Origin of the sequence: Nocardioides panacisoli (assembly GCF_039537325.1) — a bacterium.
GTDB classification, from domain to species: Bacteria; Actinomycetota; Actinomycetes; order Propionibacteriales; family Nocardioidaceae; genus Nocardioides; species Nocardioides panacisoli.
The window spans coordinates 58,497-85,309 of sequence record NZ_BAABAH010000009.1; the positions used below are offsets into that span (position 1 = coordinate 58,497).

Annotated in this window: 26 protein-coding genes; 20 read left to right on the plus strand and 6 right to left on the minus strand. The window is 71.6% G+C overall.

The window, feature by feature from the left end; translation table 11 throughout:
- Positions 1–11 precede the first annotated feature (11 nt).
- Positions 12–1,757: a proteasome ATPase gene (arc, locus tag ABD709_RS13275; protein WP_425575136.1), complete on the plus strand. Its 1,746-nt coding sequence runs from the start codon at positions 12–14 to the stop codon at positions 1,755–1,757.
- On the opposite strand, the gene ABD709_RS13280 is transcribed toward arc, so the two are convergent.
- Together ABD709_RS13280 and ABD709_RS13285 are read right to left on the minus strand one after the other, a co-directional pair.
- Complete coding sequence (locus ABD709_RS13280) at positions 1,754–2,581, minus strand: sulfotransferase (RefSeq protein ID WP_344776145.1); 828 nt, start codon at positions 2,579–2,581, stop codon at positions 1,754–1,756. The genes arc and ABD709_RS13280 overlap by 4 nt on opposite strands.
- 22 nt (positions 2,582–2,603) lie before the next feature.
- Entirely contained in the window at positions 2,604–3,410 is an 807-nt protein-coding gene (locus tag ABD709_RS13285; RefSeq protein WP_344776147.1) for a DUF1206 domain-containing protein, read from the minus strand.
- A gap of 68 nt (positions 3,411–3,478) precedes the next feature.
- Between ABD709_RS13285 and dop the strand changes: the two genes are divergently transcribed.
- Genes dop through prcA form a run of 4 tightly spaced genes read left to right on the plus strand, consistent with a single transcriptional unit; the run spans position 3,479 to position 6,931 of the window.
- The gene (dop, locus tag ABD709_RS13290; protein WP_344776150.1) at positions 3,479–4,987 is read left to right on the plus strand and encodes a depupylase/deamidase Dop; all 1,509 of its coding nucleotides are present in this window, start codon (positions 3,479–3,481) and stop codon (positions 4,985–4,987) included.
- Positions 4,988–5,003: 16 nt separating this feature from the next.
- Positions 5,004–5,201, plus strand: a complete 198-nt coding sequence (locus tag ABD709_RS13295) for a ubiquitin-like protein Pup (protein ID WP_344776152.1) — start codon at positions 5,004–5,006, stop codon at positions 5,199–5,201.
- 10 nt (positions 5,202–5,211) lie between these two features.
- Positions 5,212–6,066 (plus strand): proteasome subunit beta, encoded by an 855-nt coding sequence (gene prcB, locus ABD709_RS13300; RefSeq protein ID WP_344776314.1) that lies wholly within the window; start codon positions 5,212–5,214, stop codon positions 6,064–6,066.
- Position 6,067: 1 nt separating this feature from the next.
- Complete coding sequence (gene prcA, locus ABD709_RS13305; protein ID WP_344776154.1) at positions 6,068–6,931, plus strand: proteasome subunit alpha; 864 nt, start codon at positions 6,068–6,070, stop codon at positions 6,929–6,931.
- Here prcA and ABD709_RS13310 read toward each other — a convergent pair.
- The gene (locus ABD709_RS13310; RefSeq protein ID WP_344776156.1) at positions 6,928–8,385 is read right to left on the minus strand and encodes an FAD-dependent oxidoreductase; all 1,458 of its coding nucleotides are present in this window, start codon (positions 8,383–8,385) and stop codon (positions 6,928–6,930) included. The genes prcA and ABD709_RS13310 overlap by 4 nt on opposite strands.
- Positions 8,386–8,434: 49 nt before the next feature.
- Here ABD709_RS13310 and pafA point away from each other — a divergent pair, with 49 nt between their 5' ends.
- The 10 genes from pafA (at position 8,435) to ABD709_RS13360 (ending at position 19,097) form a co-directional block, all read left to right on the plus strand.
- Positions 8,435–9,796: a Pup--protein ligase gene (gene pafA / locus ABD709_RS13315; protein ID WP_344776158.1), complete on the plus strand. Its 1,362-nt coding sequence runs from the start codon at positions 8,435–8,437 to the stop codon at positions 9,794–9,796.
- A gap of 23 nt (positions 9,797–9,819) precedes the next feature.
- A complete protein-coding gene (locus tag ABD709_RS13320) occupies positions 9,820–10,836 on the plus strand; it encodes an FKBP-type peptidyl-prolyl cis-trans isomerase (protein ID WP_344776160.1) in 1,017 nt (338 codons plus the stop codon).
- Positions 10,837–10,856: 20 nt separating this feature from the next.
- Entirely contained in the window at positions 10,857–11,819 is a 963-nt protein-coding gene (locus tag ABD709_RS13325; RefSeq protein WP_344776162.1) for a helix-turn-helix transcriptional regulator, read from the plus strand.
- On the plus strand, positions 11,816–12,832 hold the full coding sequence (locus tag ABD709_RS13330) for a helix-turn-helix transcriptional regulator (protein WP_344776164.1): 1,017 nt from the start codon (positions 11,816–11,818) through the stop codon (positions 12,830–12,832). Before ABD709_RS13325 ends, ABD709_RS13330 begins: the two co-directional genes overlap by 4 nt.
- Positions 12,833–12,893: 61 nt before the next feature.
- Positions 12,894–13,181, plus strand: a complete 288-nt coding sequence (gene tatA / locus ABD709_RS13335) for a Sec-independent protein translocase subunit TatA (RefSeq protein WP_344776166.1) — start codon at positions 12,894–12,896, stop codon at positions 13,179–13,181.
- A gap of 20 nt (positions 13,182–13,201) precedes the next feature.
- Entirely contained in the window at positions 13,202–14,041 is an 840-nt protein-coding gene (tatC, locus tag ABD709_RS13340) for a twin-arginine translocase subunit TatC (protein ID WP_344776167.1), read from the plus strand.
- Positions 14,034–14,468 carry a hypothetical protein gene (locus tag ABD709_RS13345; protein ID WP_344776169.1) on the plus strand — a complete coding sequence of 145 codons (435 nt, stop codon included), beginning with the start codon at positions 14,034–14,036 and terminating at the stop codon, positions 14,466–14,468. The genes tatC and ABD709_RS13345 overlap by 8 nt, the downstream gene beginning before the upstream one ends.
- 21 nt (positions 14,469–14,489) lie before the next feature.
- Positions 14,490–15,362: a diacylglycerol kinase gene (locus ABD709_RS13350; RefSeq protein WP_344776171.1), complete on the plus strand. Its 873-nt coding sequence runs from the start codon at positions 14,490–14,492 to the stop codon at positions 15,360–15,362.
- Between the two features lie 37 nt (positions 15,363–15,399).
- Entirely contained in the window at positions 15,400–18,177 is a 2,778-nt protein-coding gene (locus ABD709_RS13355; protein ID WP_344776173.1) for a DEAD/DEAH box helicase, read from the plus strand.
- A 59-nt stretch (positions 18,178–18,236) separates the two neighbouring features.
- Positions 18,237–19,097, plus strand: a complete 861-nt coding sequence (locus tag ABD709_RS13360; protein WP_344776175.1) for an alpha/beta fold hydrolase — start codon at positions 18,237–18,239, stop codon at positions 19,095–19,097.
- Here ABD709_RS13360 and ABD709_RS13365 read toward each other — a convergent pair.
- Positions 19,094–20,023, minus strand: coding sequence for a 5'-3' exonuclease (locus ABD709_RS13365; RefSeq protein WP_344776177.1), 930 nt, complete (start codon positions 20,021–20,023; stop codon positions 19,094–19,096). The genes ABD709_RS13360 and ABD709_RS13365 overlap by 4 nt on opposite strands.
- Before the next feature lie 50 nt (positions 20,024–20,073).
- On the opposite strand from ABD709_RS13365, the gene ABD709_RS13370 reads away from it, so the two are divergent.
- Complete coding sequence (locus tag ABD709_RS13370) at positions 20,074–20,535, plus strand: Lrp/AsnC family transcriptional regulator (RefSeq protein WP_344776179.1); 462 nt, start codon at positions 20,074–20,076, stop codon at positions 20,533–20,535.
- 3 nt (positions 20,536–20,538) lie between these two features.
- Here ABD709_RS13370 and ABD709_RS13375 read toward each other — a convergent pair whose 3' ends face one another.
- Together ABD709_RS13375 and ABD709_RS13380 are read right to left on the minus strand one after the other, a co-directional pair.
- A complete protein-coding gene (locus ABD709_RS13375; RefSeq protein WP_344776181.1) occupies positions 20,539–21,087 on the minus strand; it encodes a hypothetical protein in 549 nt (182 codons plus the stop codon).
- Positions 21,088–21,202: 115 nt separating this feature from the next.
- Complete coding sequence (locus tag ABD709_RS13380) at positions 21,203–22,669, minus strand: KamA family radical SAM protein (protein WP_344776182.1); 1,467 nt, start codon at positions 22,667–22,669, stop codon at positions 21,203–21,205.
- A 127-nt stretch (positions 22,670–22,796) separates the two neighbouring features.
- Between ABD709_RS13380 and kdd the strand changes: the two genes are divergently transcribed.
- Genes kdd through kal form a run of 4 tightly spaced genes read left to right on the plus strand, consistent with a single transcriptional unit; the run spans position 22,797 to position 26,542 of the window.
- The gene (gene kdd, locus ABD709_RS13385) at positions 22,797–23,831 is read left to right on the plus strand and encodes an L-erythro-3,5-diaminohexanoate dehydrogenase (protein WP_344776183.1); all 1,035 of its coding nucleotides are present in this window, start codon (positions 22,797–22,799) and stop codon (positions 23,829–23,831) included.
- On the plus strand, positions 23,824–25,416 hold the full coding sequence (kamD, locus tag ABD709_RS13390; protein WP_344776184.1) for a lysine 5,6-aminomutase subunit alpha: 1,593 nt from the start codon (positions 23,824–23,826) through the stop codon (positions 25,414–25,416). The genes kdd and kamD overlap by 8 nt, the downstream gene beginning before the upstream one ends.
- On the plus strand, positions 25,413–26,150 hold the full coding sequence (kamE, locus tag ABD709_RS13395; protein WP_344776186.1) for a lysine 5,6-aminomutase subunit beta: 738 nt from the start codon (positions 25,413–25,415) through the stop codon (positions 26,148–26,150). The genes kamD and kamE overlap by 4 nt, the downstream gene beginning before the upstream one ends.
- Positions 26,147–26,542 carry a 3-aminobutyryl-CoA ammonia lyase gene (gene kal / locus ABD709_RS13400; protein WP_344776188.1) on the plus strand — a complete coding sequence of 132 codons (396 nt, stop codon included), beginning with the start codon at positions 26,147–26,149 and terminating at the stop codon, positions 26,540–26,542. The genes kamE and kal overlap by 4 nt, the downstream gene beginning before the upstream one ends.
- The last annotated feature ends 271 nt before the right edge of the window (positions 26,543–26,813 follow it).

Sequence of the window (26,813 nt, forward strand, 5' to 3'; positions counted from 1 at the left end):
CGATGTCGAGCATGGGTGAGGGCACAGGCGGGTCGATGAGCCGCGAGGAGCTCCAGCAGCAGGTCCACTACCTCGAGGCGGAGGTCAACGACCTCCGGCTCCGGCTCACCGACTCCCCAGGCGGCCACGCACGCGCGCTCGAGCTCCGGCTCGCCGACGCGCAGCGGTCGCTCGCCGCCGTCACCGCGCAGAACGAGCGGCTCGCCGGGACGCTCCGCGAGGCACGCGACCAGATCCTGAAGCTCAAGGAGGAGGTCGACCGGCTCGCCCAGCCGCCCGCCGGGTTCGGGACGTTCCTCCAGCGCAACGAGGACGACACCGTCGACGTGCACACCGGCGGCCGCAAGCTCCGCGTGAGCGTCAGCCCCAACGTCGACCTCGACACCCTGCGCCGCGGCCAGGAGGTCATGCTCAACGAGGCGCTCAACGTCGTGGCGGCGTTCGACTACGAGACGGTCGGCGAGGTCGTGATGATGAAGGAGCTGCTCGCCGACGGCGACCGGGTCCTGGTCATCGCCAACGCCGACGAGGAGCGCGTCGTCCGGCTGGCCGAGCCGCTGCGCGGCGAGACGCTCCGCGCCGGCGACTCCCTGCTGCTCGACAGCCGCGCCGGCTACGTCTACGAGCGGGTCCCGAAGTCCGAGGTCGAGGAGCTGGTCCTCGAGGAGGTCCCGGACATCACCTACGAGACCATCGGCGGCCTGGGCAACCAGATCGAGATGATCCAGGACGCGGTGGAGCTGCCGTACCTCCACCCCGAGCTCTTCGCGGAGCACGAGCTGAAGCCGCCGAAGGGCATCCTGCTCTACGGTCCTCCGGGCTGCGGGAAGACGCTGATCGCCAAGGCCGTCGCCAACTCGCTGGCCAAGAAGGTCGCGGCGAAGACCGGCGCCGAGGGCAAGTCCTACTTCCTCAACATCAAGGGCCCCGAGCTCCTCAACAAGTACGTCGGCGAGACCGAGCGGCACATCCGGCTCGTGTTCCAGCGCGCGCGGGAGAAGGCCTCGACCGGCACACCGGTCATCGTGTTCTTCGACGAGATGGACTCCCTGTTCCGCACCCGCGGCTCCGGTGTCTCCTCCGACGTGGAGAACACGATCGTCCCGCAGCTGCTCAGCGAGATCGACGGCGTGGAGCTGCTCGAGAACGTGCTGGTCATCGGTGCCTCCAACCGCGAGGACATGATCGACCCCGCGATCCTGCGGCCCGGGCGGCTCGACGTGAAGATCAAGATCGAGCGGCCCGACGCCGAGTCCGCGCGCGACATCTTCAGCAAGTACCTCACGCCGAACCTCCCGCTGCACGCCGACGACCTCCGCGAGTTCGGCGACGACCGGGCGGCGTGCACGGCCGGGATGATCCGAGCCGCGGTCGAGCGGATGTACAGCGAGACCGAGGACAACCGGTTCCTCGAGGTCACCTACGCGAACGGCGACAAGGAGGTCCTGTACTTCAAGGACTTCAACTCCGGCGCGATGATCCAGAACATCGTCGACCGCGCCAAGAAGATGGCGATCAAGGAGTTCCTCGAGCACGACCAGAAAGGCCTGCGGGTCTCGCACCTGCTCCAGGCCTGCGTGGACGAGTTCAAGGAGAACGAGGACCTGCCCAACACGACCAACCCCGACGACTGGGCGCGGATCTCCGGCAAGAAGGGCGAGCGGATCGTCTTCATCCGCACGCTGGTCACCGGCAAGCAGGGCACCGAGCCGGGCCGGTCGATCGACACCGTCTCCAACACCGGCCAGTACCTCTAGGAGCTCGCCTCGTCGTCGGCGTCGTCGGCGTCGTCGTCCTGCGGCTGGTAGGAGTGCTCGACGTCGAGCACGGCACGCACGCGCTCGAGGTCGAAGTCCTCGCCCAGCCAGTCGAAGAGCCCCTCCAGCACGGCGGGGTCGGCGACGTACTCGTCGTAGCGCACCCGGTACGACGAACCGCCGAGCTCCTGCTCGATGTCGGCCAGCCGGGCCTCGGCCCGCTCCAGCACCGAGCGGGAGTCGGGGTCCTCGCCCCACCACGCGCTCTGCGCCACGTCGTCGAGGTTGCGGGTGTTGATGACGAACCGGGCGTCGGGGAAGACGTTGCGAAGGAACTGCAGGTAGGCCAGGACGTCGTCGTCGGCCCAGCGGATCTCCTTGAACCCGGTGACCCTGGTGTCCTCGTCGGGGCGGAGCAGCAGGTTCAGCGCCAGCCGGCGGAACTCCCTGTGCGCGGTGTCGGGGTAGCCGTCGATGCCGTAGAACGGGTGGCTGACGGGCAGGGGCTCGCCCCTGTTGATCCAGCCCTTGAAGGTCCGCTTCTGGCGCATCACGGTCTGGTGGAGCTCGAAGAGGTGCCGGAGGACCTGCCGGTTCTCGCCGCGGATCAGGTAGCCGGGAATCGAGTTCAGCACGCCCTGCAGCAGCGTCGAGCCGGACCTGCCGTAGGTGCAGATGAAGACGTAGGAGAGGTCGTTGCGGGGCCGCTCGCTGCGCACGCGGGCCCGAAGCTCCTCGATCCGCTCCTGCTGCTTCTCCACCCGGGCCCGCAGCCGCTCCACACGCCCCTCGCCCCCGCCGGGTCCGCCTCCTGAGTCGCGCACAGCCGGAGACTACGGCAGCGTGCTAGTCGCGCCGGAGGAACCACGCACGAGAGGCCTGGAACCCGCCGAAGCAGGCGAGCCCGATCGCGACCACGAGGATCAGCCACGGGCCGTACGGCTCGTCCCGGAGCTTGACGATCGCCTGGTCCAGCCCGCCGGACTTCCGCGCGTCGTCGGCGACGCCGGCCCACACGAAGAACCCGGCGACCGCGAGGAACGCCAGCCCGCGGCTGAGGTAGCCGGCGCGCGCGAGCACCTCCACCACGCCGCCGACCTTGCCCTGCTGTCCCTCCACCTCGACGTCCTTGCGCCACCGGTCGCTGATCCCCCGATAGCCGCCGACCAGGCCTACGGCGGCGATGCCGAGACCCACCGCGACCACGATCGCCGGGCCGAGCGGGAGCTTGAGCAGGCTCGCGGTGGTGCCCTGGCTGCCGCCGCCGCTGCTGGAGTCCCCGAAGGCCGTCAGCACCGCGAGCACCGCCAGCGTCGCGTAGACGAGGGCGCGGCCCGCCGACCCGGCGCGGGCGACCCAGCGCCGCGCCCCGTCGTCGGAGCGGTGCCCGGCCACGGCCCGGCACGCCTCCCAGACGCAGAACCCGGCGAGACCGACCGCCACCAGGACGAGGAGCACGCCTCCGAAGGGCTGCTGCGCCAGCTCGTGCAGGGCTCCGCTCCCTGACGCCTGCCCGGCGGAGTCGCCGAACGCCAGCTGGACCGCGAGCCAGGCGATCAGCAGGTACACGACGCCGTACCCGACCATCCCGAGCCGTGCCGGCCAGCGCAGAGCCGGGCTCTCGGTGGCGTCTCTCGCATCGCTCGTCGTCAACCGTCCTCCTCGTGCCACCCCACCACTACCCTCCCGGATCGATCGCAGCCACGCCGTACTCTGAAGGCATGAGTGTGCGCCGGGTGATGGGCACCGAGGTCGAATACGGCATCTCGGTCCCGGGACAGCCGACGGCCAACCCGATGGTTGCCTCGTCGCAGGTGGTGAACGCCTACGCGACCGCTGCCGTGCGCGCCCGGCGTGCCCGGTGGGACTTCGAGGAGGAGTCACCGCTGCGCGACGCCCGCGGGTTCGACATGTCCCGCCAGGTCGCCGACCCCAGCCAGCTCACCGACGAGGACCTCGGCCTCGCGAACGTGATCCTCACGAACGGCGCCCGGCTCTACGTCGACCACGCCCACCCGGAGTACTCCACGCCCGAGGTCGTCACCCCCCTCGACATCGTGCGGTGGGACAAGGCCGGCGAGCTGGTCATGCTCGACGCGGCGCGCCGCGCGCAGCAGCTCCCCAGCAATCCGACGATCGTCCTCTACAAGAACAACACCGACAACAAGGGCGCCTCCTACGGCGCCCACGAGAACTATCTGATGCGGCGCTCGACGCCCTTCGCCGACATCGTCCGGCACCTCACGCCGTTCTTCGTCAGCCGGCAGGTGGTCTGCGGGGCCGGCCGCGTCGGCAAGGGCCAGGACGGGCGCGAGCACGGCTTCCAGATCAGCCAGCGCGCCGACTTCTTCGAGGTCGAGGTGGGCCTCGAGACGACCCTCAAGCGGCCGATCATCAACACCCGCGACGAGCCGCACGCCGACCCGGAGAAGTACCGCCGGCTGCACGTGATCATCGGCGACGCCAACCTCTCGGAGATCTCGACGTACCTGAAGGTCGGCACGACCGCCCTGGTCCTGGCGATGATCGAGGAGCGGTTCATCGGCCGGGACCTGACCGTCGACACGCCGGTGGCGGCGCTCCGCGCGGTGTCCCACGACCCCACCCTGACCCGCACGATCACCTTGGCCGACGGCCGGAAGCTGACCGGGGTCCAGCTGCAGCTGGAGTACCTCGACCTGGCCAAGAAGTACGTCGAGGACCGCTACGGCGCCGATGCCGACGCGCAGACGGTCGACGTGCTCGCGCGCTGGGAGTCGGTCCTCGACCGGCTCGAGCACGACCCGATGTCGCTGGCCGACCAGCTGGACTGGGTCGCGAAGCTCAAGCTGCTCGAGCAGTACCGATCGCGCGACGGCTTGGAGTGGGACGACGCCAAGCTCCAGCTGATCGACTACCAGTACTCCGACATCCGCCCGGAGAAGGGGCTCTACCACCGGCTGGTCAAGGCCGGCCGGATCCAGCGGCTGCTCGACGACGCCACGATCGAGGCGGCCGTGCACGAGCCGCCGGTCGAGACCCGGGCCTTCTTCCGCGGCCGCTGCCTCGAGAAGTACGCCGCCCATGTGGCCGCCGCGTCGTGGGACTCCGTCATCTTCGACCTCCCGGGGCGGGAGTCGCTGCAGCGGGTCCCGACCATCGACCCGCTCCGCGGCAGCAAGGCACACGTCGGCGACCTGATCGACCGGTGCGACACCGCTGCGGAACTGGTCGCTGCACTCACTAGGTGATCGGTAGGGTTCTGGCATGGCCCAGGAGCAGAAGCAGCCGAAGAAGTCCTCGGACGAGGACGAGGCCCCCGCGGTCGCGCCCGACGAGACCGTCGCGGAGCGCAAGGAGGCGATGGACGACGACGTCGACGCGATCCTCGACGAGATCGACGACGTGCTCGAGTCCAACGCCGAGGACTTCGTGAAGTCCTTCATCCAGAAGGGCGGGGAGTAGTCCTCCGATGATGGACGACCCGCGGCTCCCGGCTGCCTTCCTGCGCCCCGGCACCTCTTCCTTCAGCGACTTCCTGGCCGAGCACAAGCCCGACCTGCTCCCGGCGCGGAAGTCCCTTCCCGCCGGCGCCAACCAGGCCGGCGCCGACCTGGCGCCGCACGGCACCACGATCGTGGCGGCGACGTTCCCCGGTGGGCTCGTGATGGCGGGTGACCGCCGCGCGACGATGGGCAACGTCATCGCGCAGCGGGACATCGAGAAGGTGTTCCCCGCCGACGAGTACTCCGTGGTCGGCATCGCCGGAACAGCGGGTCTCGCGGTCGAGATGGTGCGGCTGTTCCAGGTCGAGCTCGAGCACTACGAGAAGATCGAGGGCTCGGTCCTCAGCCTCGACGGCAAGGCCAACCGGCTCTCGGCGCTGATCCGCGCGAACCTGGGCATGGCGATGCAGGGCCTCGCCGTCGTGCCGATGTTCGCCGGCTTCGACCTCGACCGGGGCATCGGACGGATCTTCGGCTACGACGTCACGGGCGGCCGGCACGAGGAGCGGCACTTCTTCACCGTCGGGTCGGGCTCGATGTTCGCGCGCGGCGCGATGAAGAAGCTGTTCCGCGACGACCTCAGCGAGCAGGAGTGCGTGACCCTCGCCATCCAGGCGCTCTACGACGCCGCCGACGACGACTCCGCCACGGGCGGCCCCGACGTCACCCGGCGGATCTTCCCGGTGGTGCACGTCGTGACCGCCGACGGCGGTCGGGTGGTGCCCGAGCAGGCGGTCGCGGAGATCGCCGACCGGGTGATCGGTGGCCGGATGCGCAGGCCCGACGGACCCGTCGCGCCGCTGACGACGGGGGAGGACGCCTGACATGAGCATGCCGTTCTACGTCTCGCCCGAGCAGCTGATGAAGGACCGGGCCGACTTCGCCCGCAAGGGCATCAGCCGGGGCCGGTCCCTGGTGGCCGTCCAGTACGCCGACGGCGTCCTCTTCGTCACCGAGAACCCCTCCCAGGCCCTGCACAAGGTCTCGGAGATCTACGACCGGATCGCGTTCGCCGCCGTCGGCCGCTACAACGAGTTCGAGAACCTGCGGATCGCCGGGGTCCGGCTCGCCGACATGCGCGGCTACGCCTACGACCGCCGCGACGTCACCGGCCGAGGGCTGGCCAACGCCTACGCCCAGACGCTGGGCACGATCTTCTCCAGCGGTGGCGAGAAGCCCTACGAGGTGGAGATCTTCGTCGCCGAGATCGGTGACGCCGCCGCCGACGACCAGGTCTACCGGTTGACCTACGAGGGCCGGGTGGCCGACGAGCACGGCTACGCCGTCATGGGTGGCGACGCCGAGACCGTCACCGCCTACCTGCAGGAGCACTACTCCGCCGGCTGCTCGCTCGAGGAGGCGCTGACCGTCGCGGTCGCCGCGCTCGGCCACTCCGCCAGCGAGGACAGGGTGATCCCCACGAGCGACCTCGAGGTCGCGGTGCTCGACCGCACCCGCACCCAGCCGCGGAAGTTCGCCCGGATCCTCCCGGCCCGGCTCGACACCCTGCTCGGCGACCGTGGGCCCGGTCGGCACGCCGCGCCGATCCCCGAGGACGGCGACCCCGGCACCGCTGCCAGCGATCCGGTCACCGACGCTCCCGACGACCCCACCGACCAGGTCAGCGGCTCCGTGCCGCCGCTGGAGGACCCCGGCAGCGGCGAGCCGCCGGTCGCGCCGCCGCTCTAGCTCGGCCGCACGTCCTTGAGCCCGCACACGGCCGGTCCGTCGAGGACCTCGCCGTCGGGGGCGAACCGGGACCCGTGCAGCGGGCAGTCCCAGGACCGGGCGGCCTCGTTCCAGCGCAGGATGCCGCCGAGGTGCGGGCACACCTTCGACACGTCGTGCTCGACGCCGTCGACCTCGGAGTGCGCGACCGGCCGGCGCGGGCCGTTGCGGACGTAGCCGCCAGCCAGCTGCGCGCCGACCTCGGCGTTGTAGAACAGGCCCCGCCAGGAGGAGGCGACCTCGCGCGGCGTCCACGTCGAGAACGCGCGCCGCCACCCAGGCAGCTCGGCGTCGGCGGCGGGGCCGAGGATCGTCTTGGCGAGCAGCAGCGCGGCCGCGGGCGCGTTGGTGAAGCCCCACTTGTCGAAGCCGGTCGCGACGAACAGCCGCTCGTCGCCGGGGAAGGCAGGACCCACGTAGGGGAGGGTCGACATCGAGCGCTGGTCCTGGGCCGACCAGGTGTGGGTCAGCTCGGTCGCGGGGAACGTGGACCGCGCCCAGCCGACGAGGTCCGCCAGCTTCCGGTCGGTCGCGCGGCTGCGCCCGGTCGGGTGACCGTGGCCACCGACCAGCAGCAGCTCGTCGCCACCGGGGACGGGCAGCGACCGGATCGAGTGCGCGACGGGGTCGGAGGAGAGGTGCATCCCGTGCGGGGTCCAGGACGACCGTAGCGCCGCGGCGTAGGACCGCTCGGCCTTGAGCCGGGCGAAGAACCCGTGGCGGAGCAGGATGGGCTGGTTGGTCGCGAGCACGACCGCCCCGGCCGTGGCCGACGCCTCCCGCGTGACCACCCGCGTGCCGTCACCGGAGCGGCGCAGGTCGACCACCCGGGAGCGCTCGTGGAGCACCCCGCCCTCGGCGATGAAAGCGGCGGCGATCGCGTCGAGCAGGTGCATGGCGTCCAGCTGCAGCTGGTCCGCGAGCCGCACCGCACCGCGGACCTCGAACGGCAGCTCGGTCTCGGTCTCCCAGGTCGCGTCCAGCCCGGCGACCTGGGCCGCGGTGAGCTCGGCACGGGCGCGCAGCTCACCGATCCGGGTGGTCGCATAGGTGTACGCCGGGCGCTCCTGGACCGGCACGCCGTGGTCCTTGGCGAACCGCGCCAGCCACGCCTGGCCCTCCTGGTTCGCCGTGACGTAGTCGCGCACGACCGACGGAGGGTTGCTCGACAGCATCCGGCTCAGCTTGGTGCCCTGCAGGAGGCTCACCTTGCCCGTCGTGTTGCCGCTGGCGCCCGCGCCGACGTACCGGCCCTCGAGCACGGCCGTCGACTGCCCGCTCCGGGCGAGCAGCAGGCCGGTCAGCAGCCCGGTCAGCCCGCCGCCGACCACGACCACGTCGTAGGTCGGCGTTCCGGACAGGGCGGGGTAGGAGGCGCGCGGGCGGTCCAACCACACGGAAGTCGTCTGATGCATGCCCGCGCAGTACCCCCCGCAGCGCCCCGACACCCCGTAGTGTTCAGACATGGACCGCCGGATCTTCGGGATCGAGAACGAGTACGGCGTCACCTGCACGTTCCGCGGCCAGCGCCGGCTCAGCCCGGACGAGGTGGCCCGCTACCTGTTCCGCAAGGTGGTGTCGTGGGGACGGTCCAGCAACGTCTTCCTCCGCAACGGCGCGCGGCTCTACCTCGACGTCGGCAGCCACCCCGAGTACGCCACGCCGGAGTGCGACGAGGTCGTCGACCTGGTCACCCACGACAAGGCAGGGGAGCGGGTGCTCGAGGGGCTCCTCCTCGACGCCGAGCAGCGGCTGCACGACGAGGGCATCGCCGGCGAGATCTACCTGTTCAAGAACAACACCGACTCCGCCGGCAACTCCTACGGCTGCCACGAGAACTACCTCGTCGGACGCACGGGCGAGTTCAGCCGGCTCGCCGACGTGCTGATCCCGTTCCTGGTGACCCGCCAGATCGTGGTCGGCGCCGGCAAGATCACGCAGACTCCGCGGGGCACGACGTACTCCGTCAGCCAGCGCGCGGAGCACATCTGGGAGGGCGTCTCCAGCGCCACCACGCGCAGCCGGCCGATCATCAACACCCGCGACGAGCCGCACGCGGACGCGGAGAAGTACCGCCGTCTGCACGTGATCGTCGGCGACTCCAACATGAGCGAGACGACCACCCTCCTGAAGGTGGCGTCGTGCGACCTGGTGCTGCGGATGATCGAGGAGGGCGTGGTGATGCGCGACCTCACGATGGAGAACCCGATCCGGGCGATCCGCGAGATCTCGCACGACACGACCGGCCGCCGGAAGGTGCGCCTCGCGAACGGCCGCGAGGCGAGCGCCCTGGAGATCCAGGGGGAGTACCTCGCCAAGGCCCGCGACTTCGTGGACCGGCGCGGGGTCAGCACGCCGACCATCGAGCGCGCGCTCGACCTGTGGGAGCGCGGCCTCAAGGCCGTGGAGTCCGACGACCTCGGGCTGGTCGACCGCGAGATCGACTGGGTCATCAAGTGGAAGCTGATCGAGCGCTACCGCGCCAAGCACGGCCTGCCGCTGAGCCACCCGCGGATCGCGCAGCTCGACCTCGCCTACCACGACATCCACCGCGGCCGGGGCCTCTACTACCTGCTGGAGAAGCGTGGTGCCGTGGCCCGGGTGACCACGGACCTGAAGATCTTCGAGGCCAAGTCGGTGCCGCCGCAGAACACCCGGGCGCGGCTCCGTGGCGAGTTCATCCGCAAGGCCCAGGAGCGGCGTCGCGACTTCACCGTCGACTGGGTGCACCTCAAGCTCAACGACCAGGCGCAGCGCACCGTGCTCTGCAAGGACCCGTTCCGGGCCTACGACGAGCGCGTCCAGCGCCTGATCGACGGCATGTGATTCATCCCTTGTAAGGTTTCGGCGTGCTTCTCCGCCGTCGCCCCCAGCGCGCCCTCGCGCTGCTCGCTGCCCCCGCGCTCGCCCTCACCCTGACCGCCTGCGGCGGCTCACCGTCGGAGGACACCGAGAAGGGGTTCGACGCGGTGTCGATCAGTGGCGACGTGGGCAGCACCCCGACGTTCGACTGGAAGGGCATGCTCGAGCCGCAAAAGGCCGAGACGAAGGTGGTCACCGAGGGCGACGGCACGACCCTCCAGAAGGGCGACGGCGTGCTGGTGAACATCGCCATCTCGAACGACTACACCCAGAACGTCAACTACGACACGTTCGGCGCCGACGAGGCCGGGGTCGAGATCACGGTCGGCCAGAGCGCGCAGCCGCAGAAGGCCATCGACCTCGTCGCCCAGCTCGTCGCCGACCAGATCGAGGCAGGGAAGACCAAGATCGGCACCCGGATCGAAGGCGTCGCGAGCGTCGACCAGGAGTGGCCGGACTACGCCACCAACCTCGTCGACATCGGCGTCGGCAACAAGGACGGGATCGCGTTCGTCGCCGACCTCGAGTCGACCGTGCGCTCGGGCCCGACGCCGAAGCCGGTGCACCCGGCCGCGTGGGCGCCCACGCTCGAGAAGGACGACAAGGGCGTGCCGTTCGGCCTCGACAGCAGCGGGCTGCCCAAGCCGGACCTCAAGGCCAAGGACGTCAAGGTCACCACGCTGCTGCGGGGCAACGGCCCCAAGGTTGCGAAGGGCGACATCACCGTCGTCAACTACCTGGGACAGACCTGGGGTGGCGAGGAGGCGTTCGACGAGAGCTACAGCAAGGGCCAGACCCTCGCGGTGAACATCGCTCCCGCGACCAAGGGCGGCGGCACCACGGTCATCAAGGGCTGGTCCGACGCCCTGGTCGGCGTACCGGTCGGCAGCCGGATCATCGTCGAGGTGCCGCCCGCCGAGGGCTACGGCAGCAAGGGCCAGCCGCCGACGATCAACGGGGACGACATCCTCTACTTCGTCATCGACGTCCTCGGCACCGCCTGATCCGATGAGACACTAGGGCAATGCCCGCGCCGAAGAGCGAGCGGCTCCTCAACCTGCTCATCATGCTGCTGGTGCAGCGGCACCCGATCGCCAAGGACCGGATCCGGGAGCTGCTGTACGCCGACTCGCGCCCGGACGCCTTCGAGAAGATGTTCGAGCGCGACAAGGACGAGCTCCGCAGCCTGGGCGTGCCGGTGGAGGTCGCCGCGATCGACCCGCTGTTCGACGACGAGGTCGGCTACCGCATCCCCGCCGACGAGTTCGCGCTCCCCGACATCGAGCTGACCCCCGAGGAGGCGGCCGTCGTCGGCCTCGCGTCCCGGAGCTGGCAGCACGCCACCGCCGCGCAGGCGACGACCGAGGCGGTCCGGAAGCTGACCGCCGCCGGCGTGGACGTCGACCTGCAGGCGCTGGAGATCTCCCAGACCCGACCCAGCAGCGACGAGCCGGCGTTCGCGCGCTGCTGGGAGGCGGTCTGCGACCGGCGCGCGATCGAGTTCCGCTACCAGCGGCCGATGGAGTCCGAGTCGCGGCTGCGGCACGTGCAGCCGTGGGGTGTCGTCCGGTCCACGGGCCGGTGGTACGTCGTCGGCTACGACACCGACCGCGGCGACGAGCGGGTGTTCAGGCTCGACCGGGTGCTCGGCGAGGTCGAGGCGGTGGGCGAGCCGCACGCGTACACGGTGCCGCCGGACACCGACCTCCGTGCGGTCATCGAGCGGCTCGCACCGGAGCCGGCCGCGCCTCGCGCCGTCCTGCTGGCGCGCAAGGGCACCGGACACACGTTCCGGCGCCGGGCGGCGCGCCTCACGCCGGGCGTCGACGGCCCGGACGGCACCGCCGAGTGGGACCGGATCGAGCTGGCCCGCCCCGCTCGTGGGTTCGTCGACGAGGTGCTCTACCACGGTCCCGACGTCGTGCTGGTCGAGCCGGCGACGCTGCGCGACGAGGTCGTCGCGCGCCTGGTCGAGGCGGTCGGATGACCCAGACGCGCACCACACCGACCCCGGGCGCGCGCGACCAGGTCGCGCGGCTGCTCACCCTCGTGCCCTATCTCCACCACCGCGACCAGGTCCGCCTCGACGATGCCGCGGAGCTGCTCGGCACGACCCCGGCCGAGGTCCTGCGCGACCTGAAGGTGCTGTTCATGTGCGGTCTCCCCGGGGGCCTTCCGGACGACCTGATCGACGTCGACCTCGACGCGATCGAGTCCGAGGAGGGCGGTCCGGTCACCGGCGGAGTGATCCGGATCGACAACGCCGACTACCTGGCGCGGCCGATGCGGCTGAGCCCCACCGAGGCCGCCGCCGTGACGGTGGCGCTGCACACCCTGCGCGAGACGTCGCCGCCGGCGACCCAGGCCGTCGTCGACTCGGTGCTGGCCAAGCTCGACCAGGCAGCGGCGACCGCGGCGCACGCGCGCACCGTCGCGATCGCCGCCGAGCCCACCGAGACCCAGCTGGCCTCCTTGGCCGCCACCATCCAGCGCGCGCTGGACGGCGGCCGCCAGCTGCGCATCGGCTACCACGTCCCGTCGCGCGACGAGCTCTCCGAGCGGGTCGTCGACCCCCGCGGCGTCGTCCAGCACGGCCGGTTCTCCTACCTCGACGCCTTCTGCCACGCGGCGGGCGCGATGAGGTTCTTCCGGCTGGACCGCATCGACTCGGCGACCGTGCTCGACAGCCCGATGGAGACCACCGTCGAGCCGCCTCGCGAGGTGACCTCGGGCCTGCTGGCAGGGGAGTCACCGACCGGGGGGACCACGGCGACACTCCTGCTGCAGCCTGAGGCGGACTGGGTGCCCGACTACTACCCGGTCCAGGAGGCGCGCCGGCAGCCGGACGGCACCGTCGAGGTCGACCTCGTCGTCGCCGACCCGCGCTGGCTGACCCGGCTGCTGCTCCGCCTCGCTCCGCACGCCCAGGTGCTGCGTCCGACGGCGCTGACCGAGACGTTCACCGCCACCGCCCGGGAGACGCTCGGCCGTTACCGATAGGCCCCGGCGGACGGGCACGGCGTACGATGGAGGACGACGTCCACGAAGGTGAGAGGAAGCCATGACCACAGCACTCGTTGCGATGCCGGGCGGCTGGGAGCTCGTCCTGATCGTGCTGGTGATCTTGGTGCTCTTCGGCGCCAAGAAGCTGCCGGAGTTCGCTCGCGGCAGCGGCCAGGCCCTCCGCATCTTCAAGGCGGAGACCAAGGGCCTCCGTGACGACGACGACGAGGAGCAGCCGGCCCAGCCGGCCACCCCGGTGACGCCGACCACGGCCGAGCTCCCGTCGGGTGACGAGGTCGCCGAGGGCGAGATCGTCGAGCCGCGGCGCGACACCACCAGCGGCTGACCCGACCCTCCCTGACCGACTTGTCCCTCACCGGCGTCGTCCAGCTCTTCGTCGGCCGCCCGGTGCACCCCGTGGGTGCCGACGGCCGAATGGCCCTCTCGGACCACCTACGTGAGCTGCGCGCCCGCATCCTGAAGTCCGGGCTGTTCCTGCTCGTCGGGTTCATCGTCGCGATGTTCTTCTACGACCAGCTCCTGCACCTGGTGATCGGGCCCTACCGGCACGCCCAGGAGTCGCTGCCGAACGGGCAGACCCAGGCGACGACCAACGGCGCCGCCGGCGGCTTCATCCTGTTCTTCAAGCTCTGCGGCCTCGCCGCGGTGATCGGCACCGCGCCGCTGTGGCTCTACCAGATCTGGGCGTTCATCCTCCCCGGACTCCACGCGAACGAGAAGAAGTGGAGCCGGGTCTTCTTCGCCGTCGCCGGCCCGCTCTTCCTGGTCGGGATTGTGCTCGGCTACGTGACCCTGCCCAAGGGACTCGAGGTGCTGATCGGGTTCACGCCCGCGCACGTCACGAACCTGGTCGAGTTCAACGACTACCTGACCTTCTTCAGCCGGACCCTGCTCGGGTTCGGCATCGCGTTCGAGATCCCGGTGTTCGTGGTGCTGCTCAACCTCGCGGGGATCGTCAGCGGGAAGGCACTGGGCCAGTACCGCCCGTTCATCATCGTCGGCGTCTTCGTCTTCGCGGCGGTGATGACCCCGTCGACGGACCCGTTCACGATGACGTTCATGGCGGTCCCGATGGTGCTGCTCTTCGGCATCTCCGAGGTGATCGCCCGGCTCAACGACCGCCGCCGCGGCAAGCGAGACCTCAACGAAGGTCTCTCGCCCGACGAGGCCTCGCCCCTTGACTGACGGCTACTCCGGACCGGCCTGGACCACGATCGAGGCCTTCGACCTGCCCGAGTGGCTCGGCGTCGAGACGGTCACCTGGTCCGCCGCCGGGCGGCTGTCGGCGGGTGTCCTGCCGGGAGTGCTGCGCAGCGACAGCAGTCCCGCCGAGCTGCCCTGCGACCTGCTGGCCGGGGACGTGGCCTATCCGCGCACGGTCGTCGACGGCCCGACCCGCGTCCGGATCCACGAGTCCTGGCGGCACGGCCAGGTCCACCTGCTCGCCCACGACGGCCGGCTGACCCTCGGCGCACCCGGCACCGACTTCTCCGCGCCCCGCGTCCTCGACGCGGTGGGCCGGCTCGCGAAGGCGGTGGGCGCTCCGCCGGACCACTTCTCGGTGCGGTTGCGGGTCGCCCGCGAGGGCGGCGGCTGGGACCGCGGCGGCTGACGGACCTCTAGGCTGACCGGCGTGCCGCGTGACCTGGTCGTCCTCACCAACCCGGTGGCCGGCAAGGGTCGTGCGCTCGCCGTCCGGGATGCCGGCATCGCCCGGCTCCGCGCCGCCGGGCACCGCGTGCACGCCGTGGCGGGCCGGGACGCCGGCGACGCGCTGGACCTCGCGCGCAAGGCCGTGGCCGACCGGGTCGACGCGCTGGTCGTGTGCGGAGGCGACGGGTTGGTGTCCCTGGCCCTGCAGGCGCTCGCGGGGAGCGACGTCCCGCTCGGGTTCCTGCCGGCCGGCACCGGGAACGACGCCGCGCGGTCGGTCGGCGTACCGCTGGGGGACGCGGTGGCGGCAGCCGATCAGATCCTGCGCTGGCGTCCGCGCCCGATGGATCTGGCGCGCACCGGCGACCGCTGGTTCGGCACGGTGCTCGCGGCCGGAATCGATGCGGTGGTCAACGAGCGGGCCAACCGGATGAGCTGGCCGCGGGGCCAGATGCGCTACAACCTCGCGACGATCGCCGAGCTGCGGGTCTTCGAGCCGCTGCGCTACCAGCTCGACCTCGACGGACGCCACCTGGCGCTGGAGGCCATGCTCGTCGCGGTCGGCAACGGTCCGTCGTTCGGCGGTGGGCTGCGGATCGCCGAGGGGGCCGTGCTCGACGACGGGCTGCTGGACGTGGTCGTGATCGGCCCGCTCAGCAAGGCCGAGCTGGTCCGGACCTACCCGAAGCTGTTCAAGGGCACCCACGTCGACCACCCCGCCTTCCAGCGGCACCGGGTCCGCAGGGTCACCGTGGCGTCGCCGGGGATCGTCGCCTACGCCGACGGCGAGCGGCTCGGTCCGTTGCCGCTCACCGTGGAGTGCGTCCCCGGCGCGATCACGGTGCTGGCATAGCCAGTGGCTCGCCACCCCGCCTTGTAGGTTGGCGGGCATGGACGCCGACCTGTCGCCGGCGGAGCGCTACGCGTCGTACCGTCGTGACGCCCGGCACCCCGTGTTCCGGGACTTCGTCGCCGGCTACGACTTCGACCTCGACGAGTTCCAGGTCGAGGCGTGCAAGGAGATCGAGGAGGGCCGTGGCGTCCTCGTCGCGGCGCCCACCGGGTCCGGCAAGACCCTGGTGGGGGAGTTCGCGGTCCATCTCGGCCTGGAGATCGGTCGCAAGACCTTCTACACGACCCCGATCAAGGCGCTGTCCAACCAGAAGTACCACGACCTGGTCGCCCGCTACGGCGCGGACCGCGTCGGGCTGCTGACCGGCGACACCACGATCAACGGCGAGGCGCAGGTGGTCGTGATGACCACCGAGGTGCTGCGCAACATGCTCTACGCCGGATCGCGGACGCTGATCGACCTGGGCTTCGTGGTCATGGACGAGGTGCACTACCTGGCCGACCGGTCGCGCGGCGCGGTCTGGGAGGAGGTCATCATCCACCTCCCGGAGTCGGTGACCGTGGTGTCGCTGTCGGCGACGGTCTCCAACGCCGAGGAGTTCGGCGAGTGGCTGGAGACGGTGCGCGGCGAGACGAGCACCATCGTCGCCGAGCGGCGGCCGGTGCCGCTCTACCAGCACGTCATGGTGGGGCGACGCCTCCTCGACCTGTTCGCGTCCTCCGACGTCGACGCCGCCGCCGGTTTCGTTCGCGAGGGCGCGCCGGTCAACGACGAGCTGATGCGCATCGCCCGCGACGACTGGGCGAGCAGCCGGCTGATGCGCGACCGGCGGTCTCCGCGGAAGGGGAAGCCGGGGTCCTCGAAGAACCCGCGTGCCGTCGGCAACGGGCGGCGGGTGTGGATCCCGAGCCGGGTCGACGTGATCGACCGCCTGGAGCGGGAGCGGCTGCTGCCGACGATCGTGTTCATCTTCAGCCGGGCCGGGTGCGACGCGGCGGTGCAGCAGTGCCTGGACGCGAACCTCCGGCTGACGACCGCCGAGGAGCGCGACGAGGTCATCGCGTACGTCGAGGAGGCGCTCGGCTCGCTTCCGAGCGCGGACCTCGAGGTGCTCGGCTACCACGACTTCCTCGACGCGCTCTCGCGCGGCGTCGCCTCCCACCACGCCGGGATGCTGCCGGCGTTCAAGGAGGTCGTCGAGGCGCTCTACCTGCGCGGCCTGGTCAGGGTCGTCTTCGCGACGGAGACCCTCGCGCTCGGCATCAACATGCCCGCGCGCACCGTGGTCCTGGAGAAGCTGACCAAGTGGAACGGCGAGACGCACGCCGACATCACACCGGGGGAGTACACCCAGCTCACCGGTCGTGCCGGTCGCCGCGGTCTCGACGTCGAGGGCCATGCGGTCGTGCTGTGGCAGCCCGGGATGAACCCGCGGGAGCTGGCCGGTCTCGCCTCGACCCGTACCTACCCGCTCCGCTCGAGCTTCCGGCCGTCGTACAACATGGCGGTCAACCTGGTGCACCAGTTCGGCCGGCACCGGGCCCGGGAGCTGCTGGAGCAGTCGTTCGCCCAGTTCCAGGCCGACCGGGCCGTCGTCGGCCTGGCCCGCCAGCTGAAGAAGGCCGAGGACGCCCTCGCCGGCTACGCCGACGCCGCGGCGTGCCACCTCGGCGACTTCATGGAGTACGCCGCCCTGCGCCGCCGGATCTCCGACCTGGAGAAGGAGGCCAGCCGGACCCGGCGCGCCGACCGCCGCGCGGACGCGGCGGAGTCGCTCGAGCGGCTGCGACCGGGGGACGTGATCGTCGTCCCCGCCGGCAAGTACGCCGGCCCGGCCGTGGTCGTCGACCCCGGCCTGTCCGAGCACGGCCACCGGCCGCTGGTCGTCACCACCGAGCGACAGGCGCGGCGGCTCGCCCTCCCGGACTTCCCGACGCCGGTCGAGCCCGTGGCCCGGGTCAAGATCCCCAAGAAGCTCGACACCCGCAACGCCGCCCAGCGCCGCCAGGTGGCCGACTCGGTGAAGAACGCCGTGCACGCGCTGCCGCTGTCGGTGACCCGCCCGCGGGCCGAGAAGGGCCTCGTCGACGACCGCGCCGCCGCCGAGATCGCCGACCTGCGCGCGCAGGTGCGGTCCCACCCGTGCCACGGCTGCGCCGACCGGGAGGACCACGCCCGCTGGGCCGAGCGCTGGTTCAAGCTCGACCGCGACAGCCAGGTGCTGGCGCGTCGGATCGAGCGCCGCACCAACACCGTCGCACGCCAGTTCGACCGGGTGTGCGAGGTGCTGGACGCCCTGGGCTACCTCGACGGCGACGCCGTCACCGAGCGCGGCCGCGGGCTGATGCGGATCTACTCCGAGCTCGACCTCGTCGCCGCCGAGGCGCTGCGCGTGGGCATGTGGGACGACCTGTCGCCCGCCCAGCTCGGCGCGGTGCTGTCGGTCCTCGTCTTCGAGGCGCGTCGGCCGGACGAGGCACCTCCCTCGGTCCCGGGCGGGCGCGTCGGGCAGACCATCGACGGCATGCACCGGCTGTGGGCCGACCTCGAGCGCCTCGAGCGCGACCACCACCTGGACTTCCTCCGCCGCCCGGACGCCGGCTTCGCCTGGACGGCGTACCGCTGGGCCGAGGGCGACGACCTCGACGGCCTGCTGGGCCGCGCCGACCTGACGGCCGGCGACTTCGTCCGCCAGATGAAGCAGCTGGTCGACTTCGCCGGGCAGATCGCCGACGCCGCCGCGGGCACGCCGGTTCGCGGGACCGCGCGCGAGCTGATCGGGCTGATCCGGCGCGGCATCGTGCTCCCCGGCTGAGCGATGATTCCGGCCGCCGCGACCGGTCAGCACCCGCGCAGCCGCCACGAGGAGGAACCATGACCGAGCCGACCACCCGCACCGTCGAGGCGCCGGGCGCCCTGCTGACCTACGACGTCCGCGAGCCGGCCGAGCCCGGGGACCACCGGCCGTTGTTCGTCCTTGGCTCTCCGATGGGCGCCTCCGGCTTCGAGCAGCTCCTCGAGCACCTCGGCGACCGCACGGTGATCACCTACGACCCGCGGGTCGGCGACCGCAGCTCGATGGAGGACGGGAGTCCACTGTCCTACGAGGTGCACGGCGACGACCTGCACCGCGTCGTCGAGGCGACCGGCCTCGCCCCGGTCGACGTGTTCGCGTCCAGCGGGGGAGCGGTCGCCGTGCTCCCCTGGCTGCTGGCGCACCCGGACGGGGTCGGCACCGTGGTCGCGCACGAGCCGCCGCTGACGGTGCTGCTCGAGGACCGCGACGTGCTGGACCGGGTGACGGCCGAGATCGTCGCCACCTACCAGCGCGCCGGGCAGGGCCCGGCGATGGCGAGGTTCATCCAGCTGGTGATGCACCAGGGGCCGCTCCCGGCGGACTTCCTCGACCAACCCGCGCCCGACCCAGCCCAGTTCGGGTTCCCGGCCGAGGACGACGGCCGCCGCGACGACGCGCTGCTCGGACGGAACATGACGATGCCGCCCTACGTCCCGGACGGCGAGGCGCTGCGCGCGGCGGGGGTGCGGATCGTGCCGGCTGTGGGCGCGACCAGCGGTGCCGCGATGCCGCGGCGCGGTGGCGAGGCGTTGGCCGCCCTGCTCGGCGTCGAGGCGCTCGAGTTCCCCGGCGACCACGGCGGCTTCGTCGCCAACGAGTGGTCGCCGGCCAACGATCCGGCCGCCTTCGCGGCGAAGCTCCGCGAGGTCCTGGACTAGCCGGCGAGGACCTTGGTGAGCCGCTCGGCGGGGGACCCGAGGCCCCACCGCTCGACGAGCGCGTCCAGCGCGTCGGGATCGGCGGGAGCGGACGGCAGCGCGAGGGCGTCGCCGCGGGGCAGGTCGAGGTCGCGCACGACCGCGACGACCTTCGGCGCGACCAGCAGGTAGTCGGCCGCCTCCTTGATCTTGCCGCGCGGCCCGGGGGCGAGGTCGCTGGCCGGGTCCCCGGCGGCGGCGACCAGCGACGGCAGGTCGCCGAAGCGCTGGAGCAGCGTCGCCGCGGTCTTCTCGCCGACGCCCTTCACGCCGGGCAGGCCGTCCGACGGGTCGCCGCGCAGGGTGGCGAAGTCGGCGTACTGGCGGGCGGCCACGCCGTACTTCTCCAGCACCCAGGACTCGTCGACCCGCTCGTGCCGGCCGACGCCCTTTCCGATGTAGAGCACCCGCACGCCGGCGTCGTCGTCGACGAGCTGGAACAGGTCGCGGTCGCCGGTCACGACGTCCACCGGCATCCCGGCGTCGGTCGCGAGGGTCCCGATCACGTCGTCGGCCTCGTGCTCGGGTGCGCCCACGACGGCGATCCCGTAGGCCGCGAGCACGTCGAGGATGATCGGCAGCTGTGCCTCGAGCGGGTCGGGGACCTCCTCGACATCGGGCCCCGCGGGCACCGCCTCGACCACGCGGTGTGCCTTGTACGTCGGCAGCAGCTCGACCCGCCAGCCGGGCCGCCAGTCCTCGTCCCAGCAGCACACCAGGTGGGTGGGCCGGTACTGGTCGACGAGCTGGCTGATGTAGCTCAGCATCCCGCGCACGGCGTTCACGTTCGTGCCGTCCGGTGCCGGTGCCTCGGGCGCGCCGAAGAACGCCCGGAAGTACATGCTGGCGGTGTCGAGGAGCATCAGGCGTCCCGCGTCGCTGTTCACCCGCCGAATCGTAGGCTCTGCCTGCGCGCCGATGCCCTAGGGTGACGGATGTGAGCCAGAGCGTCGGCGGGGTCGAGAGCACGGACCGCCAGATCCTCGAGCTGCTCGCGACGGACGGGCGGATGTCCTACACCGACCTCGGCAAGGCGACCGGCCTCTCCACCTCGGCCGTGCACCAGCGCGTCAAGCGGCTGGAGCAGCGCGGGCTGATCCTCGGCTACGGCGCGACCGTCAACCACGCGGAGATCGGACTGCCGCTGACGGCCTTCATCTCGATCCGCCCGATCGACCCCTCCCAGCCCGACGACGCGCCCCGGCAGCTCGAGGCGCTTCCCGAGATCGAGTCGTGCTGGTCGGTTGCGGGCGAGGAGTCCTACGTCATCAAGGTCCGCTCCCCGAGTCCTGCCGACCTCGAGGACCTCCTCGCCCGCATCCGTGCCGCGGCGAACGTGTCCACGCGTACGACGATCGTGCTGTCGACCTACTACGAGAACCGTCCGGTCACGGGCTAGCGATCAGGGCGCCGTCACCGTCCAGACGCCGTTGTAGTAGGGCGTTCCGCCAGTGACCGGGACGTACAGCCCGACGCCCACGGACACCGGAAGCTCGCTGTAGGGGCTGTCGTCGGAGTACCCGTAGGCCTCGCCGACGCCGCTGCGGGCGCTGGGGTAGAGGCACAGGTAACCGGGCGCCGCCTGGCCGGCGCCGGGGCAGTGTGCCGCGTCGGCGGCAAACGCCGTGTCGACGATGTTGCCGTCCGGGATCGCCGTCGCCAGCGGACGCGGGTAGTTGATGTCGAAGGCGATCCACCCGCCGGAGCCGGCAGAGTTCGCCCCGGCGGCGCTGAACGCACCCGACTCGCTCTGGCCCGAGGGCAGGGGCGTGAGGGCGTTCGCCTTCGGCACCGCCCCGAGGCTGCTCTCCTTGACGTCGGCGCCCTTGACCGAGTTGTCCTTGATGTCCGCGCCGGTGATCAGTCCACCGGCCTTCGCGACCATGGGGTTGGTCGCGAGCAACAGAGCGGCGACGACCACCGCCAGCGCGACCACGAGCTTCTTGCGCATGACTTCGAAACCTTTCGCAGGGGACGCGGGTCGGCGTCCCGGTCAACTGCGATCGTCGCGAAGTCGGGGCCATCCGGACATGGCCCGTTCGGGCTGGCCCCAACGGGCTAGACGACTAGTAGGCCTGCAGCGCCGCGGTGCGCCGCGACGCCTCGGCGACCTCCGCCGCCCGCAGCGCGGACTCGTCGAGGTCCGCGTGCTGCGCCCACCACGCCTGGCCGGAAGCGGGCAGGGTGTGGATCGGGTCGTAGTACTCGTAGGTCCGGTGCAGCGCCGACGGGTCGTGCCTCTCGATGGAGGTCAGGTAGTTCTTCGTCCAGTGCGAGATGCCGTTCTCGACGTCGTAGGAGGCGACCTGGTGGACCCAGCGCTTCCCGACGAACGGGACGTCGCACACGATCCGCGGGGTCGCGAAGCCCGGGAGGTAGCCCATGATCTGGTGCTGCAGGTGCTGGGCCTGGGTGACCGAGATCCGCCAGTGCTCCGAGAACGGGATCATGTCGCACATGTAGAAGTAGTAGGGCATGATCCGCGCACCATCGAGCAGCGCGAAGCAGAGGTCGAGCAGCACGTGCGGGTCGGCGTTGACCCCGTTGAGGATCACGCCCTGGTTGCGCACGTCGCGGACACCCGCCTCGAGCATGGCCTCCGCGGCCCGGGCGACCATCGGAGTGACCGAGTTGGCGTGGTTGACGTGGGTGTGGATCGCCAGCGAGACCCCACGGGACCGGGCGACCGCGGCGACCCGGGCCACCCCCTCGACCACGTCGTCCTGAAGCCAGTGCTGGGGCAGACCCATCAGCGCCTTGGTCGCCAGCCGGATGTCCCGGATGTTCTCGATCTCGAGGACCGACATCAGCCAGCTCTCGAGCCGCGGCCACGGCATGTTCGCCACGTCGCCGCCCGACACGACCACGTCACGGACCTCCGGTGTCCGCCGCAGGTAGTCGAGCATCGACTCGTGCCGGTCGGTGGGCTTGCCGGCGAACTTCAGCTTCTCGACGGTGGGCGTCGAGTTGCCCACCAGGTCCATCCGGGTGCAGTGGCCGCAGTACTGCGGGCAGGTCGGCAGCAGCTCGGCCAGCACCTTGGTCGGGTAGCGGTGGGTGAGCCCCTCGGCCACCCACATGTCGTGCTCGTGCAGGGAGTCGCGAGTGGCGTGCGGGTGCGACGGCCAGTCGGTGCGCCGGTCGGAGAACACCGGCAGCATGTAGTGGCGCACCGGGTCGGCGTAGAAGGCGTCGGTGAGCGAGCCCGCACCGCGAACATCGGCGTGCGGCGCCATCGTGTTCAGCATCTGCGGGGGGAGCAGCATCGACATCGTCGCGCGCTCGGCCTGGTCCCGCTCGAGGTCGGCGTAGAACCGCTCGTCGACCAGGTCGCCGAGCACGTCGCGGAGCTGCCCGACGTTCTTCACGCAGTGCGCACGCTGCCACTGGACGGAGGCCCAGTCCGCCGGCGTCACGTCGCGCCAGCCGGGGAACCGGGTCCAGTCGGGCTCGACGAGCTCGGTGCGACGATAGGGGTACGGCTGCCCGCCGGCGTCGGTGAGCTGACCGGCGATCGACGTCTCGATGGTCATCGGGACTCCTGTGTGTCGTTTGTGATGGGGACCACGTGGCTGCCACAATACGCGAAGATCATCCGGTTCAAATAATCCCACGCCGGACGATTTGCGGCGTGGGCAGGAGGAGGCGAGGGTGTCTCTCGTGACCCAGCAGAGCGATCCCACCGGGCTGCACCGGGTGGTCGACGACCGCCCGGTGCTCCCGCAGGCTGCGGAGCGGCTCGACACCCGCCGGGAGCTGTGGCCGGACGAGGTCCGGGTGCGGGTCGAGCGGCTCAACCTCGACGCCGCGTCGTTCCGGCAGCTGGAGCAGGAGCACGGCGGCGACGGGGCAGCGGTGCGCGACGCCGTGCTCGGGATCGTCGCGGCGCGCGGGAAGATGCAGAACCCCGTGACCGGCTCGGGCGGCATGCTCATCGGCACCGTCGAGGAGGTCGGCCCCGCGTCACCCCTCGGCCTGGTGCCCGGGCAGCGGATCGCCACCCTGGTGTCGCTGACCCTCACGCCGCTCCTGATCACCGACGGGCTCGCACGCTGGGACGGCCGCTCCGAGCAGGTGCCGTGCGACGGCCATGCCGTCCTCTTCGGCCGCTCGATCGCCGCGCCGCTGCCCGAGGACCTCCCGGACGCGCTGAGCCTCGCGGTGATGGACGTCTGCGGCGCGCCCGCGCTCACCGAGCGTGTGGTCCGCGGGTACGACCGCCCGACCGTCGCCGTGGTCGGCGGCGCCGGGAAGTCGGGGTCGCTCAGCCTCGTCGCCGCGCGTGCGGCCGGCGCCGGCCGCACGATCGGCGTGGTGCCGACGAGGGCCGAGGCCGAGGTCCTCACCCGTGCCGGCATCGCGGACGCCGTCGCCGTCGCCGACGCGCGCGACCCCGTGGCCCTCCGCGCAGCGGTGGGAGAGGCGGGCGGACCGGCAGACGTGACCGTGGTCTGCGTCGACGTCCCCGGCTGCGAGGGCGGCGCGGTCCTCGCCACCCGCGACGGCGGGACCGTCGTGTTCTTCTCGATGGCGACGTCGTTCTCCGCCGCCGCGCTCGGTGCCGAGGGGCTCGCCGCCGACGTCACGATGCTGGTCGGCAACGGCTACGTCCCCGGCCACGCAGAGCTGGCGCTGGACCTGCTGCGCCGGACGCCCGCTCTGCGCGCCCTGTTCGAGCAGCGGGTCGGTGGTTGAGGTGCCCGCGTCCAAGCTCGACCTCGATCCCGTCACCGTCCGGAAGGCACGCGCTCTCGCGCGCAAGGCGGGTCGTCCGATCGTCCGGCTGGCCCAGCAGCACACGACCGTCTCCGTCGAGCGCGCCACGCTGCGCCTCGCCGGACTCGCGGGCGCCGACAGCGAGGGCACGCCGTGGGTCAACCGGCTCGCCGACGCCGTCCGGGCGGACGTCGGCCTCGAGCACGGCCTCGCTACGCCGGTGTGGGACGCGATCGTGCAGGGGCAGGCCGACGACCTGCGCACGCTGGCCGAGAAGGCGGCGGCCGGCTCGGTCAGGTTCCGCCTGCCCGAGGGCCGCGACGCCACCCGGGCCCGGAGCGCCGCGCAGCGAGCCGTGGGGCAGGGGATCCGCCGGATCGACCAGCGCCGCCGTGAGCGCGATCGCCTGATCAAGCGGCACGGCGACGCGCCGCGCACGCCGTGGATCTACCTGATCGTGGCGACGGGTGACATCTACGAGGACATCCCGCAGGCCCAGCAGGCCGCGCGCGAGGGCGCCGACGTGATCGCGGTGATCCGCAGCACCGGCCAGAGCCTGCTCGACTTCGTGCCCGAGGGCGCGACACGCGAAGGTTTCGCGGGCACCTACGCCACGCAGGAGAACTTCCGGCTGATGCGGTCGGCGCTCGACGACTCGAGCAAGGAGCTCGGCCGCTACGTGCGGCTGACCAACTACGCGAGCGGTCTCTGCATGCCGGAGATCGCCGCCCTGGCCGGGCTCGAGCGGCTGGACATGATGCTCAACGACTCGATGTACGGGATCCTCTTCCGCGACATCAACCCGATCCGCACCTTCGTCGACCAGCGGTTCAGCCGGCAGGTGCACGCGCGGGCCGGGATCATCATCAACACGGGCGAGGACAACTACCTGACCACGGCCGACGCGGTCGAGGCCGCGCACACGGTGACGACCAGCCAGCTGCTCAACGAGTACTTCGCCAAGGAGGCGGGCCTCGAGGACTGGCAGCTCGGGCTGGGGCACGCGTTCGAGATCGACCCGGCCGTCCCGGAGTCCTTCCGGCTCGAGCTCGCCCACGCCCTGCTGGCCCGCGAGCTGTTCCCGAAGGCACCGCTGAAGTGGATGCCGCCCACGCGCCACATGACCGGCGACGTGTTCCGTGGCTACCTCCTCGACGGGTTCTTCAACCTGGTGGGGGCGATGACCGGCCAGGGCATCCTGCTGGTCGGCATGATGACCGAGGCCGTGGTGACGCCGTGGCTCTCCGACCGCGACCTCGCGCTGCAGAACGTGCGCTACGTCCTGGACGCCGCCGGCGGCCTGCATGAGGACTTCCGCCCCGCGCCCGACGGCCTGGTCGCGACCCGCGCCCGCCAGGTGCTCGGCGAGACGATCGACCTGCTGGACCGGATCGTCCACGACACCGACGCGGCCGGCGACCCGCCGCTGCTCGCCGCCATCGCCGACGGCACCTTCGGCCTCATGAAGCGTCCACCCCAGGGCGGGCGCGGCCTGGACGGGGTCGCGCGCAAGGCGCCGGACTACTTCAACCCCGCCACCGACCTCCTCGAGGAGGGCCGATGACCAGCACCATCGTGCGCCCCTACGGCGACACCACCGGCGACGGCATGGTCCAGCTGAGCTTCACCCTGCCGGTCCCGCACTCCAAGCGCGCCGAGGGCGCGGCGCAGCAGCTCGCCAACAAGATGGGCATGGACCCGGCCCTCGTGGTGCACGCGAAGCCGATGGGCCCTGACTTCACGTTCTTCGTCGTCTACGGACGGGTCAACCACCTGGTCGACCTCGACAAGGTCGTGGTCGTCGAGCGCGACTACCCCCTGCTCACGCCCAAGGAGGTCAACGCCGCGATCAAGCGAGCCCTGCGCCGCCGGCTGGTCGTGATCGGTGCCTGCATCGGCACCGACGCGCACACCGTCGGCATCGACGCGATCCTCAACATCAAGGGCTTCGCGGGGGAGAAGGGCTTGGAGTACTACCGCGAGATCAAGGTCGTGAACCTCGGCGCCCAGGTCTCCGTGCCGCAGCTCGTGGACCGTGCGGTCGCCGAGCGGGCCGATGCCGTGCTGGTGTCCCAGGTCGTGACCCAGCGCGACGCGCACCTGCTGAACACCCGCGAGATGGCCGCGGCGTTCTCCGAGGCCTTCCCGCGCGAGCGGCGCCCGGTCCTCGTCGTCGGCGGCCCGCGCTTCGACGAGGCGATGGCGCCCGACCTCGGTGTCGACCGGATCTTCGGTCGCGGCACCACGCCCGGCGAGGTGGCGTCCTACCTCGTCCACCGGATGGAGGGACCCCGATGAACGACCACACCGGCCCCGACGTGGGGCTGACGGTGACGCACCGCCGCTACGTGCCCTCGTCTCACGCCCACTACGCCGGCGACCTCGTCGACGGTGCCTACGGCCTCGGCCTCTTCGGTGACGTCGCGACGGAGCTGTGCATCCGGACCGACGGCGACGAGGGCCTGTTCGCCTCCTACGACGACGTCCAGTTCAAGGCGCCCGTGCGTGCCGGCGACGTGGTCGAGGCGACCGCCGAGCTGGTCGCCGCCGGTCGCCGCTCGCGCCGTATCGAGTTCCGCCTCCACGTGGTCGCGCGCGGCGCGAGCACCCCCGACCAGCCGGGTGCGTCGGCGGTTCTCGACCCCCCGCTGCTGGCCACGACAGCCGTCGGGACGGTCGTCGTCCCCTGAAATTCGCGGGGCCTTCCGGCATGTCGCAAGCGACACGCCGGAGGGTCGGCCGATTTCTTACCCGAATTCTGCTCGGCGGCACCCCCGCCTGACCTGCGGTTTCGCCCGTTTGTGCAGGTCAGCGGGTGGTTGACACCCGCGACGCCGGTCGCCAGAGTACGACGCGTTGCTCGTGCAGGTCGTGGGTCCGCGGACCGACGTCCGAGTGGCCGGGGCTGGGGGATGTAGCGCCAACATCTACCCGCCGTGGTTCGCGGAGGTCGGTTCGCCC